The following is a 12,580-nucleotide window of genomic DNA, read 5'->3' as shown; positions in this document are numbered from 1 at the left end:
GTCGACAGCTTAATCGTCAGCCCACCGACAACGCCCCCAGCGCCGCGCGCACCCGCTGCGGCAGCGATCCGCCATGTTGCAGCCAGTCGTCCAGGGCGATGCGCACCGACGCCATCGCCAGCGCGCCGATGAGCCGCGGCCGGGCGTCGTTCGGGGTCAGGTCGGCGAATCTGGGGGCCACCAGCTCGGCGATCGCCGTCTCGTAGCCTACGTAGATCTGCAGTGTCCACGCGTTCAGCGCCGGCGATGACCGGGTCAGAATGGCCAGCTCACGCACCTGATCGCTGATGGCGTCGAAACCGTCGCCGAGGTCACGGAACGCGGCCACCACGGCGTCGCGCGCCGACAATCCGCTGGGCTGGGCTGCCAGTTGCGCGGTGATGACATCCAGCCAGTGCCTGGTCATCCCGTCGGCGACGGCGTCCTCCTTGGAGGAGAAGTACCGGAAGAAGGTGGCCCGGCCGACCTCGGCCTCGGCGGCGATCCGCTCCACCGTGGTTGCGGCCAGCCCGTCGGCTGCCACGAGCGTCGCGGCGCATGCGGCGATCCGGTCGCGGGTGGCCCGGCGCTTGCGGATGTTCAGGGGAATCGGTTCGGCCATTTCCCGTATGAGACTACGTCTCATTTGAGATTGTGTCTCGCATGAGCGAAGAGCGCGCCCCAAAAACTCTCGAAGCCTGGCAGTTCGTCCAGAAAATGCTCGGCGACATCACCGAGATCGTGAGAGCCGATGCCCGCGATGAGCGTGAACTGCTCGACGGGCTGCGGGTGGTCTCCCGGGTGACGGCACTGTGCTCGGAGCTGTCCGTGGAGGCCGACCCGGAACTGCCGTGGTTCTTCCACATGTGCTCGCCCACCAGGATGGTCGGCGGCCCAAATCCCGACGGCCGCTACCTGCTCGCGATGATCCGTGGCGACCGCACCTACCAGATCACCGGAACCCGGGGCTCCAGCGCCTATCTGGGTTTCCAGGTGCTCGCCGGCACCGGCATGACTCCGCGGCGGATGGCCGCCTACCTCAGCGACACCGAGCTGAAGCTCGACGACGACACCTTCACGGTCATCGTGTCGGCCGAGCGCCCGGCCGGACTCGACGGCGCGCAATGGCTGCAGATCCCCGCCGACGCCGCCTCGATCGTGGTGCGTGAGTACATCGGTGACGCGGCCACCGAATCGCCGGCGACCCTGCACATCGAGACCCTTGACGCCGGTCCCCCAAGGGCGCCGACCGACGCCGAGGTGGCCGAGCAGTTCACCGCGATGGCCTGGACGCTGATGAAGCTGACGACGCTGCACCGCACCATCAAGCCGGAACTGCTGACCCGGCCCAACGAGCTCGTCACCGCCGAAGCCGCCGCGCTGGGGTCCGCGGACACCACACCCGACAACCTCTACATGATCGGCACGTTCGACCTCGCCGATGACGAGACACTGCACCTGGAATTCACCCCGCCGGACACCCGCTACTGGAACGTCACGCTCGAGAACATCTGGCACGAGTGCATCGAACCGCGACGCAGACACAGTTCGGTGACCGACAAAGGCGTCTCTCCCGGCACGGACGGAAAAGTCCGAATTGCCATCGGCAGCAAGCACTCCGGCAACGGTCACTGGCTGGATACCGGTGGCCGCCGCCGCGGGTTCGTGGTGTTGCGCTGGCTGGACAATCCGGCCGCGCCCGAGGTGAAGGTGACGGTGCGATGACCGACCGCTTCGACCCCGACGCCCTGATCGCGCAAGCCTGCGAGATCGCAGGCAGCGACGACTTCGGGGAGCCCGGCGGGTGGCGCGAGGATCTCACGCGGCTGGCCGACGGGCTGGCGACCGAAGCCCAACTGAACGGCCTGGGCGTTGAGATCGCCGTGATGGACATCGTCAACCCACTCGTGCACCGACTTCGAATCATGCAGTGGCGCACGGACAATCACGCCGTAGCGGCCACACCAGTCGAGCGGCCCATCTTTATCGTCGGCCAGCCGCGCACCGGCACCACGATCCTGTTCGACCTGCTGGCCCAGGATCCCGCCCTACGCCCACCTCTGACCTGGGAGGTGGATGCGCCCTGGCCGTTACCGCAGCCGGATACCTACACCACGGATCCGCGTATCGCCCAGATCCAGGCGAGTATCGAGATGTCCGAACAGCTGGTACCCGGTCTGCTGGCGCATCATCCGATGGGTGCGCTGGTCGGGCAGGAGTGCGTTCGGATGTCGGCCGGACAGTTCTGCAGCATGATCTTCTCAACCCAGTACCGACTGCCCACCTACTACCGCTGGCTCTTGCATGACGCCGACCACCGCAACGCCTACCGCTACCACCGGATGTTCCTGCAACACTTGCAATCCGGAGTGCCCGGACCAGGTACCACACCGCAGTGGCTGTTGAAATCGCCCGCACACCTGTGGCAGCTGGACGCACTGGTCGCCGAGTATCCGGACGCGCTGATCGTGCAGACCCACCGCGATCCGCTCAACGTCATCTCCTCGATCGCCGCACTCACTACGCACCTGCGTCGACTGGCCTCCGATCACAGCGACATCACCGAGTGTGCCCAGCAGTCGCGTGAGGAGATCGTCGTCGGACTGGAGAACTCGATGAAGGCCCGCGACTCCGGGGTGCTGGCGCCCGGCCAGATCGTCGATGTCCAATTCGCCGACTTCATCCGTGATCCGTTCGCGACGATCCGCGGCATCTACGGGGCACTGGACCGCGAGTTCACCCCCGTCGCCGAAGGGCGCATGCGCGACTTCCTGGCCGCCCACCCCGGGGACAACGGCGGTGCGCGATACACCTGGAGCAACACCGGTCTCGACGCCGGGGAGGTCCGGGCCCAGGTCACCGGCTATCAGGAACGCTTCGGCGTACCTACAGAGGCACTGCGGTGACACCGCGGGAGAGCGGCCCTCTCAGGAAGCGGTAATGGTGTTACCGTACGGGGATGATTGAGGTACGGCGATGACCGAAACCGTTCATGTCCTGCAGCTGCTGGATTACCGCGAGGTGGAGTCGACCTCCGACCGACTGGTGTTGGAGATGGACAACCGGCCGGACCTCGCCAACGTCCGCGGCGCCCTTCAAGGCGGTCTGGTGGCCACCCTGATCGATATCGCGGCAGGCATGCTGGCCGGCAATGCCGGCGGCGTCGGTTACGACGTGACGACCGCCGACCTCAACATCCACTTCCTGGCACCGATCATGGGCACGGCCCGCGCGGAGGCGAAGATCGTGCGGGCGGGCAAACGCCTCATCGTGACGTCGGTCGATGTCACCGACATCACGCGCGATCGGCTCGCCGCCCGCGCGACACTGACGTTCGCGGTGCTCGAGCCGCGTTGAGCGCACGTCAGGACCGGCGCAGCGTCAGCTTCCAGTTCCGGCGCGGCCCACGGATGTCCACCGAGCCGCACACCACCTTGCCGGTGAGGATGATGTGCGGGGCGCCCTCAGCAGGGGCGTCGCGGCGGTGATCGTCGGCGCTGCCCACGATCACCTCGACGTCATCGATCGACGCACTGGCCCCTTCGGGCAACCGGATCTCCACCGACCCGAACTTCATGTCCAGCTCGATGACCACCATCGGCCCGGCGAACCGGGCCCGGGTCAGGTCCAGCTCCACCGACCCCATCCGGCGCACCAACGCCAGCCGGGTCGGGACCGTCCATTCACCCTGGCGTTTCAGCGAGCCCAGCACCCCGCGCAACTCGACCCGGTCGGTGGCGGTGGTGACGATCGCCCCGGGCCCGGGCAGGTCACCCACCAACGCATCGAGGTCCGAATGCAGACGGGCGTGCGACACCATCGCCGAGCGCTCCTCGAACTCGGCGATGTCGATGAGTCCGAGAGCGACGGCATTGTGCAGTCGCCGCAACGTGCCGTTGCGATCGGCATCGGAGACGCGCAGGTCCACGGATTGTTCGTTGATCCCTGTCATGGCAGGTTCAACGGTACCGCCGTTCAGGCCAGATAGGCCGGGGGCAGCCCGTCGAACATGGTCTTGCACATGCGCACCGCGTACTCCGAACTGCCGCCGCCGACGATGAGCGCGGCAAATGCCATGTCCCCGCGGTAGCCGGCGAACCAGGAATGGGAGCCGCCCATGAACTCGGCCTCCCCGGTCTTCCCGCGCACATCGCCGAGCCCGTTGAGATCCTTGGCCGTGCCGTTGGTGACCACCAGTCGCATCATCGGCCGCAACCCGTCGACCATCTTCGGGCTGATCGGGGCGCCCGCGCGGTCGACCATCGTCTGGCGTCCCTCGATGAGTTGCGGTACCGGCGTCTTGCCGGCCGCCACGGTCGCGGCGGCCAGTGCCATACCGAAGGGGCTGACCAGGACCTTGCCCTGACCGAAGCCGTCCTCGGTGCGCTCGGCCAGATCGACCGTCGGCGGCACCGAACCGGTCAGCGTGGAGATTCCGTCCACCTGATAGTCGGTGCCGATGCCGTAACGCGCAGCGGCCTGGGTGAGGCCGCGCGGTGGCATCCGGCTGGCGAGCTCGCCGAAGGTGGTGTTGCACGAATTGGCGAACGCCCGCGACAACGGCACCGTGCCGAGATCGAACGTGTCGTAGTTGGTGACGGTCCGATGGCCGATGTCGAGCGTGCCGGGGCACCCCAAAAGCGTGTTGGGCGTTGCCATGTCGCGCTCGATGGCGGCCCCAGCGGTAACCATCTTGAAAGTCGAGCCCGGCGGGAACTGGCCCATCGTTGCGAGCGGGCCGATGGCATCGGCAGCCGCGTTCTGCGCGACAGCCAGGATCTCACCGGTGGACGGTTTGATCGCGACGATCATCGCCTGCTTGCCCGTGGTGTTGACCGCGTTCTGCGCGGCATTCTGCACGGCGCGGTCCAGGCTGATGGTGATCGACGGTGCCGGATCGCCCACCACCTCGTTGAGCACATCGACGTCGACGCCGTTCTGGTTGACGGTGACCACCCGCCAGCCCGGCTGACCATCGAGTTGGTCAGCCACCGATCGCTTGACCTCGTTGACGATCGCCGGGGCGAAAGTCTCGTCGGTCGGCAACATTTCGGGCTGCGGGGTGAGCACGACTCCGGGGAGCCGACCGATGGCCGGCGCGATCCGGTCGTTGTCGGATTGGCGCAGCGTGATCAGGCTCATCGGCTGTGCCGATGCGCTGGCTTGTTCAGCAAGTAGCTGAGGATCACCCAGGGCTGGATCGAAGCCCCGCAGCGCGTCGGCGACCGCCCGCGCCGTCGGCATCAACGCAGCGCCGGCCGACCTGGCATCCAGTGCGTAGTGATAGATGTAGCCGGGCACCAGCACATCGGTACCGCCGCGCTCGTTGACCGAGGCCCGCCGCGGCGCGTCGGCGCGCAGCGCAAAGGTCTGGTGCTCCCCGAGTTTCGGGTGCAGCCCGGTCGCGCTCCAGCGCACCTCCCAGCGACCCTCCTCGCGGACCATGTTGAGCTGCCCGTCGTAGGTCCAGGTGCGGTCCTTCGGCAGGTGCCAGGTGTAGCGGTAGGCGACGCTGCCGGTGTCCTCGGCGTACTTCGAACCCAGGATCTGCGCGTCGAGCCGGGTGGCCTGCAAGCCGTTCCACGCTTCGCTGAGAGCGGTCTTGGCATCCTCGGGCCGGTCGGCCAGCGCAGCGGCGGCCGCGGTGTCACCAGTGGCCAGTGCCGCGAAGAACTGCTCGGCGGCAGGTTCGGGCCCGTTGGGCCTCGGGGTGCAGGCGCTCAGCCCGGAAGCCCCAAGGACCACGACGACCGCGAACAGGCCTGCGGTTCGTGTGACTGATGATGTTTGAGTTGCCATTGAGGCTGATGTTAGAAACGTAGACGCTGGTTTCGTCGGAGGCGCACCGATACCGAACCGAGACTGTCGCGAGACCGACAAGTAGCCCCGCCGGCTTCACAGGTCCAGAGCACGCAACAGGATTTCGAGACCGCGCCGGAATTCCTCATCTGGCTGGATGCCGTGCGCCACTGCCGCGGTCTCCGACAACAGCGGATATTCGTCAGCAGACAAACCTGCCAGCGTTCGAGTTCCCGGTCCGGTCAGACTTCCCAGCATCTCGATCTCGATGGCGCCGAAAATGTAGGCCAGCACCGCCCGGAACGCATACACCCGGCGCTTGCCGCCGTAGCCGGCGGCGGTGAGCACACCGAGCACCATTTCTCCCCAGCGCAAGGACGCCGGCGAGCGGTGCCGGTGCGTCAGCAGCAAGGGCACCACCGCGGGATGCTGTGCGGCGGCAACATGCACACGCTGAGCGAGCTCGACGAGCTGGCGGCGCGCCGAGCCTTGTGGCAGTCCGGGATCCATCTCGCCGAGTACGAGGTCAACCACGAGCGCTTCGAGTTCGTCGCGATCGGCGACGTACCGGTACAGCGACATGGTGCCCAGGCCCAGCCGCCGGGCGACGGTCCGCATCGACAGGCCCCCCAGCCCATCGGCGTCAACGACCGCCAACGCAGCTGCGGCGAGCTGAGTTTGGCTGATCGAACGTGGGCGCGGCATGACGATTGACAGCGTACACCGTACGCCTATAGCCTGCAATCTATAGGCGTACACCGCACGCTAACGAGGAGGAGCCGTGCCCCCACCCGATCCGCCCACGACGGTTCCCTGCCGCCAGTTACTCAGTGTCACAGGCGAACACATCCCGGTACCCGATCCGCACGGCCTGGTACACCTGCAATTCAGACGGTTCGCGGGTTGTCCGATCTGCAATCTGCATCTGCAGTCGTTCGTGGCCCGGCACGCGGAGATCAGCGCCGCCGGTATCCGCGAGGTGGTCTTCTTTCACTCCCCCGCAGCCGAATTGGCCGAGCACACATCGGATCTGCCGTTTGCCACCATCGCCGATCCGGAGAAGGAGATCTACCGGCAGTTCGGCGTCGAATCCGGTCCCCGGGCGCTGCTCGATCCCCGCAGCTGGCCGGCGATCATCCACGGCGGCCTGCTGACACTGCGCGGGCGGTTCCGCGCCCCGGCCGGCAGGCAGGTGGGTGGCCGGCTCGGGCTACCCGCGGATTTCCTCATCGCCCCGGACGGCGTGGTGCTCGCCGCCAAATACGGCTCGCATGCCGATGACCAATGGTCGGTCGATGACCTGCTGCTACGGGCCACCGCCGCACGGCGGTGACGCTCACTCCGGCAGCACTCAGTCCAGCAACACCGTGGCGAAGGTGCCGACCTGTTCGAACCCGATGCGGGCGTACGTCGCCCGCGCCACGGTGTTGTAGCTGTTGACGTACAGGCTCGCGATCCGGCCCGAGCCCACCACCGCGGCCGCCAGCGCCGCTGTCCCTGCGGTGCCCAATCCGTGGCCGCGCCACTCGGGATGCACCCACACTCCCTGGATCTGGCCGACTGCGGGCGACTGCGACCCGATCTCGGCCTTGAACACCACCTCGCCGCGCTCGAACCGGGCCCACGCCCGTCCCGCGGCGATCAGGCCGGCGATACGGCGGCGGTAGCCACGGCCACCGTCACCGAGCCGCGGGTCGACACCGACCTCGCCGATGAACATGTCGACCGCCGCCACCAGATAGGCGTCGAGTTCCTCCATGCGTACCGGGCGGACCGCCGGATCGATCACGCAGTGCGGCATCGAGTTCAGTGCCATCAACGGCTGTTGCTCACGGACGTCACGGGCAGTACCCCACACCGATTCGAGCCGCCGCCACATTGGCAGTACCAGCTCGGCCCGGCCGACGAGCGAGGAGCAGCGACGCGCGGTACTCATCGCCTTGTCCGAGAACGCCTTGAGATCCTCGGAATCCCCACGCAACGGGATCAGGTTGGGACCGGCGTAACACAGTGACTCCGTGACACCGCGCCTCGTCCACAGCTCCCCGCCGATCGCGCCGTGTTCGACCCCGAACTCGGCGACGCGGGCGGCCACCATGCACGACCCCACCGGGTCCTCGTCGAACACCTGCAGGCAAGGGGTGGCGTCACGCACCACGGATACTCGGCGCTCGTCGACGAGGCGGAACAGTGGCGGAGCCGACATGGACGATTCTCTCTGTTGAAGCCGAGGCTGGGTGACCCCGCTCACAGGGTCGCTATCAGCTTACGGTCACCACAGGCGAACCGGTGGCATCATCTGAACCGGCCGATTCCGCCAGGCGCATTGCCTCTTCGATCAAGGTCTCGACGATCTGCGCCTCGGGGACGGTCTTGATCACCTCACCCTTGACGAAGATCTGGCCCTTGCCGTTGCCGGAGGCCACCCCGAGATCAGCCTCGCGGGCCTCCCCTGGACCGTTGACCACACAACCCATCACCGCGACCCGCAGCGGTACATCGAGCCCGTCCAGGCCCGCACTGACCGCGTTCGCCAGGGTGTACACGTCGACCTGGGCCCGCCCACACGACGGGCACGACACGATCTCCAGACCGCGGGGCCGCAGGTTCAGCGACTCCAGGATCTGATTTCCGACCTTGACCTCTTCGGCCGGCGGCGCCGACAGAGACACCCGGATCGTGTCGCCGATGCCCTTGGACAGCAACGCGCCGAACGCCACCGCGGACTTGATCGTGCCCTGGAACGCCGGGCCCGCTTCGGTGACACCGAGATGCAGCGGGTAGTCGCACTGCGCGGCAAGCTGTGTGTAGGCCTCGACCATGATCACCGGGTCGTTGTGCTTGACGCTGATCTTGATATCGCCGAAGCCGTGCTCCTCGAACAGCGAGGCCTCCCACAGCGCGGACTCGACCAGCGCCTCGGGGGTGGCCTTGCCGTACTTCTTCATCAGCCGGGGGTCCAGCGAGCCGGCGTTGACGCCGATGCGAATCGGGATACCCGCATCGCCCGCGGCCTTCGCGACCTCTTTGACCCGGCCGTCGAATTCCTTGATGTTGCCGGGGTTGACGCGCACGGCCGCGCAGCCGGCGTCGATCGCGGCGAAGATGTACTTGGGCTGGAAGTGGATGTCGGCGATCACCGGGATCTGGCTGTGCCGGGCGATCTCGGCGAGCGCATCCGCGTCCTCCTGGCGAGGGCAGGCCACCCGCACGATGTCGCAGCCGGAAGCGGTCAGCTCGGCGATCTGCTGCAGCGTCGAATTGACGTCGTGAGTCTTTGTGGTGCACATGGACTGCACCGCGATCGGGTGCTCGCTGCCGATGCCGACACCACCCACCATGAGCTGTCGGGTCTTACGCCGCGGCGCCAGGGTCGGCGCCGGGGGTGCGGGCATTCCCAAACCGATGGACGCTGTCATGTGGGATCTCCTACTGGAAGATGCTGAGTGGGTTGACCAGGTCTGCGGTCACGGTCAGCAGCATGTAGCTGACCACTACCAGCAACACCACGTACGTGGCGGGCATGAGCTTGAGGTAGTTGACGGGGCCTGCGGCGACTTTGCCGCGGGCCGCCCGGATCATGTTGCGGATCTTCTCGTACGTCGCGACCGCGATATGACCGCCGTCGAACGGCAACAGCGGCACCAGGTTGATCGCACCGAGCACAAAGTTCAACTGCGCCAGGAAGAACCAGAACGCCACCCACAGCCCGGCCTCGACCGTCTCGCCGCCGATGATGCTCGCGCCGACCACACTGATCGGGGTTTCCTTGTCGCGTTCACCGCCGCCGATCGCATGAACCAGGGCGCCGATCTTGGTGGGAATCTTGGCCAGCGACTTACCCAACTCGATGGTCAGGTCACCGGTGAACGCGAACGTCGCGGGCACCGCGGCGATCGGGCTGTACGGGGTGGGCGGCTTCACTTCGACCGCGCTGACACCGATCGCGCCGACCGTGGCGGGCGCCTTCGCGTCTGCGCTGGTGAACCGCTGCGTCTGGGTCACATCGACGACCTTGGTCATGGTCTGACCGTCGCGCTTGAGTTCGATGGTCACCGGGCCGTTCAGTTTGCGGATCGCGGCGGCCATCTGGCTGAAATCGGAGACCTTGGTGTCGCCGACCTTGACGACCTCGTCGCCGGCCTGGATGCCAGCCAATGCCGCGGGGCCGGGCCCCGTGCACTCACCCATCTTGTCCAGGCTCACTTGTGCTGCAACACAACCTGTTTCACCGACAATCGCGGTGGTGGGCGCAGTGATGTTGGGTAGGCCCCACATGACCGCCACCGCGTAGAGAAGCACCAGTCCGATGATGAAGTTCATCGCCGGGCCGGCGAACAGCACCGCGACGCGCTTCCACACCTTCTGCTTGTACATCGCATAGGGCCGGTCTTCGGGCGCGATCTCATCGACGGACGTCATGCCGGCGATGTCGCAGAACCCGCCCAGCGGAATGGCCTTGAGGCCGTATTCGGTCTCACCGAGGCGGTTGGGACGCCGCGTCGACCACAGTGTCGGACCGAAGCCCACGAAGTAGCGACGCACCTTCATGCCGGTGGCACGCGCCACCCACATGTGCCCGCATTCGTGCAGGGCCACCGATACCAGGATGGCCAGCGCGAACAGCGCGATGCCGATGACGAACATCATTTGGTGACGAGCCCTTTTCTGACGGATTTCTGCTCGAAGTGCATGTCGATGGCCCGTCGTGCCGTTTCTCTGGCCCACCGCTGCGCATCGAGTACGTCTTCCACGGTAGCGGGTTCGGCGGCCCACTGGTCGCCGGCATGCAACACGTCACCAACGGTTTGCACGATCGCCGGGAACGGGATCCGGCCCGCGAGGAACGCCTCGGCGGCCTCCTCGTTTGCGGCGTTGTACACCGCGGTCAGGCAGCCGCCGCGGGTTCCGGCCTGGCGAGCCAGATCCACCGCGGGGAACACCTCGTTGTCCAGCGGGAGGAATTCCCAGGTGGAGGCGGTGGTGAAGTCGCAGGCCAGGGCCGCGCCGGGAACCCGCGCCGGCCAGCCAAGCGCCAGCGCGATCGGCAGCTTCATATCCGGTGGGCTGGCCTGCGCCAGTGTCGAGCCGTCGGTGAAGGTCGCCATCGAGTGCACGATCGACTGTGGGTGCACCACGACCTCGATGCGGTCGTAGTCGATGCCGAACAGCAGATGGGTCTCGATCAGCTCCAGGCCCTTGTTGACCAGGGTCGCCGAGTTCAGCGTGTTCATCGGGCCCATTGACCAGGTCGGGTGCTTTCCGGCCTGCTCCGGGGTGACCGATTCCAGGTCCGCGGCCGACCATCCCAGGAACGGACCGCCGGACGCGGTGAGCACGATCTTGGCCACCTCGTCGGCGGTGCCGCCGCGCAGACATTGGGCCATCGCGGAATGCTCGGAGTCCACGGGAACGATCTGCCCCGGTGCGGCCGCCTTGAGCACCAGCGGGCCGCCCGCGACCAGCGACTCCTTGTTGGCCAGGGCCAAGCGCGCGCCGGTGGCCAGGGCGGCCAGCGTCGGCGCCAGCCCCAATGCCCCGACCAGTGCGTTGAGCACCACGTCGGCCTCAGTGTTCTCGACCAGACGGGTGACGGCGTCGGGCCCGGCATACGTCACGTCGCCGATCTGGTCGGCGGCCCGCTGGTCGGCGACCGCAATGTTGCTGACGCCGGTCGCGGCGCGCTGGGCGGCGAGCAGATCGGGGTTACCGCCGCCGGCGGCGAGGCCGACGACCTCGAACCGGTCAGGGTTGGCCGCGATGACCTCGAGCGCCTGGGTGCCGATCGATCCGGTACTTCCGAGTATCAGCACGCGCGTTGTGTCGCTCACCGTTACATTGTGCCGCGTGCCGGGACCGATGGCGCCGACGGTCACCGCATCCGGGCCGCCGGGTCCGCGGTGGCCTCGATCTTCATCACCAGGCCGTCCCGGATGGTCAGCGTGACGACCGCGAACAGCCGGCGATGGTCGTAGGCGAGGAGAACCGGCTCGCCGGCTGCCCCGCACACCAGCGTCGCTCCCGGCCCCAGGTAGCGCAGCAAGTTGGTCGCGACGACGTCGGGGCCGTGGTTGATCTGTGGGGGCGGCGCCGGATCGGCGAGGACCGTACCGACGCCCCACACGGTCGGGTCGAGCACCGAGGTCAACGCCCGCACGTCACCAGAGGCGCACGCGGAGATGAACTTCTCCATCACCTGACGGTGTTCGACGGCGCGGACATCGACCGGCCGGTGCGCCTCGGCGGTGAACTTCTCCCTGGCCCGGCGCGCCAACTGCCGACAGGTGCCCACCGGTCTGCCGACCGTCTCGGCGATTTCGTCGAACGGCACCGCGAAGACGTCGTGCAGCACGAACGCCACGCGTTCGCCGGGACTGAGGCGGTTCAGCACCTCGAACAAGGCGGCGCGCACCTCGTCGTCGAGCGTGACCCGGTCGGCAGGGTCCAGGTCGGCCGCCGCCTTCGACGCCAGGACCACACCCGGATCGGGACGCTCGAGCCGGGAACGGGCCGAGCGAACGTGATCGAGGCAGAGCCGCCCGGTCACCACCGTGAGCCAGGCGCGTACGTCGTCGAGGTGCTCATGGTCGGTGCGGGCGAGCCGCAGGAATGCCTCCTGGGCGACGTCCTCGGCGTCGCCGATGTCGCCCACCATCTGATAGGCGAGATTGACCAGGTACGGGTGGTGCTCCCGCCAGGCCGACTCGATACCCACTGATCCGTTCATATGCTTACGACGAATCCGGGAGCCGGAAAGTTACAGGATTTCCGATCTCTCTTTCGCTGTAACTTTTCGGACGGC

General features: G+C 67.2%; 13 protein-coding genes. 4 read left to right on the top strand and 9 right to left on the bottom strand.

Annotation, left to right across the window (positions count from 1 at the left end; translation table 11 throughout):
- Positions 1 to 16 precede the first annotated feature (16 nt).
- Positions 17 to 601: a TetR family transcriptional regulator gene (locus tag EYZ64_RS12485; RefSeq protein WP_135453713.1), complete on the bottom strand. Its 585-nt coding sequence runs from the start codon at positions 599 to 601 to the stop codon at positions 17 to 19.
- A 41-nt stretch (positions 602 to 642) separates the two neighbouring features.
- Between EYZ64_RS12485 and EYZ64_RS12480 the strand changes: the two genes are divergently transcribed.
- From EYZ64_RS12480 to EYZ64_RS12470, 3 genes are all read left to right on the top strand, one after another.
- Entirely contained in the window at positions 643 to 1,704 is a 1,062-nt protein-coding gene (locus EYZ64_RS12480; protein WP_135453712.1) for a DUF1214 domain-containing protein, read from the top strand.
- Positions 1,701 to 2,885 carry a sulfotransferase family protein gene (locus EYZ64_RS12475; RefSeq protein ID WP_135453711.1) on the top strand — a complete coding sequence of 395 codons (1,185 nt, stop codon included), beginning with the start codon at positions 1,701 to 1,703 and terminating at the stop codon, positions 2,883 to 2,885. Before EYZ64_RS12480 ends, EYZ64_RS12475 begins: the two co-directional genes overlap by 4 nt.
- Before the next feature lie 70 nt (positions 2,886 to 2,955).
- Positions 2,956 to 3,336 carry a PaaI family thioesterase gene (locus EYZ64_RS12470; protein WP_135453710.1) on the top strand — a complete coding sequence of 127 codons (381 nt, stop codon included), beginning with the start codon at positions 2,956 to 2,958 and terminating at the stop codon, positions 3,334 to 3,336.
- Positions 3,337 to 3,343: 7 nt separating this feature from the next.
- Here EYZ64_RS12470 and EYZ64_RS12465 read toward each other — a convergent pair whose 3' ends face one another.
- The 3 genes from EYZ64_RS12465 to EYZ64_RS12455 all read right to left on the bottom strand — a co-directional run bounded on the left by EYZ64_RS12465 (position 3,344) and on the right by EYZ64_RS12455 (position 6,483).
- On the bottom strand, positions 3,344 to 3,931 hold the full coding sequence (locus EYZ64_RS12465; protein ID WP_135453709.1) for a DUF1707 SHOCT-like domain-containing protein: 588 nt from the start codon (positions 3,929 to 3,931) through the stop codon (positions 3,344 to 3,346).
- Positions 3,932 to 3,954: 23 nt separating this feature from the next.
- Entirely contained in the window at positions 3,955 to 5,778 is a 1,824-nt protein-coding gene (locus EYZ64_RS12460) for a penicillin-binding transpeptidase domain-containing protein (protein WP_135453708.1), read from the bottom strand.
- A 96-nt stretch (positions 5,779 to 5,874) separates the two neighbouring features.
- Positions 5,875 to 6,483, bottom strand: coding sequence for a TetR/AcrR family transcriptional regulator (locus EYZ64_RS12455; RefSeq protein WP_135453707.1), 609 nt, complete (start codon positions 6,481 to 6,483; stop codon positions 5,875 to 5,877).
- A 76-nt stretch (positions 6,484 to 6,559) separates the two neighbouring features.
- On the opposite strand from EYZ64_RS12455, the gene EYZ64_RS12450 reads away from it, so the two are divergent.
- A complete protein-coding gene (locus tag EYZ64_RS12450) occupies positions 6,560 to 7,111 on the top strand; it encodes a peroxiredoxin-like family protein (protein WP_135453706.1) in 552 nt (183 codons plus the stop codon).
- Between the two features lie 18 nt (positions 7,112 to 7,129).
- On the opposite strand, the gene EYZ64_RS12445 is transcribed toward EYZ64_RS12450, so the two are convergent.
- The 5 genes from EYZ64_RS12445 to sigI are packed head-to-tail and all read right to left on the bottom strand — an operon-like array spanning position 7,130 to position 12,505.
- Entirely contained in the window at positions 7,130 to 7,984 is an 855-nt protein-coding gene (locus tag EYZ64_RS12445; protein WP_135453705.1) for a GNAT family N-acetyltransferase, read from the bottom strand.
- Between the two features lie 55 nt (positions 7,985 to 8,039).
- Positions 8,040 to 9,197: a flavodoxin-dependent (E)-4-hydroxy-3-methylbut-2-enyl-diphosphate synthase gene (ispG, locus tag EYZ64_RS12440; protein ID WP_210115501.1), complete on the bottom strand. Its 1,158-nt coding sequence runs from the start codon at positions 9,195 to 9,197 to the stop codon at positions 8,040 to 8,042.
- Positions 9,198 to 9,207: 10 nt separating this feature from the next.
- Positions 9,208 to 10,428, bottom strand: coding sequence for a M50 family metallopeptidase (locus EYZ64_RS12435; protein ID WP_135453704.1), 1,221 nt, complete (start codon positions 10,426 to 10,428; stop codon positions 9,208 to 9,210).
- The gene (gene dxr, locus EYZ64_RS12430; protein WP_135453703.1) at positions 10,425 to 11,609 is read right to left on the bottom strand and encodes a 1-deoxy-D-xylulose-5-phosphate reductoisomerase; all 1,185 of its coding nucleotides are present in this window, start codon (positions 11,607 to 11,609) and stop codon (positions 10,425 to 10,427) included. Before dxr ends, EYZ64_RS12435 begins: the two co-directional genes overlap by 4 nt.
- Before the next feature lie 41 nt (positions 11,610 to 11,650).
- Positions 11,651 to 12,505: an RNA polymerase sigma factor SigI gene (sigI, locus tag EYZ64_RS12425; RefSeq protein ID WP_135453702.1), complete on the bottom strand. Its 855-nt coding sequence runs from the start codon at positions 12,503 to 12,505 to the stop codon at positions 11,651 to 11,653.
- Positions 12,506 to 12,580 lie beyond the last annotated feature (75 nt).

It is taken from the genome of Mycobacterium sp. DL99 (assembly GCF_004762045.1).
Classification (GTDB): Bacteria; Actinomycetota; Actinomycetes; order Mycobacteriales; family Mycobacteriaceae; genus Mycobacterium.
This window is presented reverse-complemented; position numbering and strand designations above follow the sequence as displayed.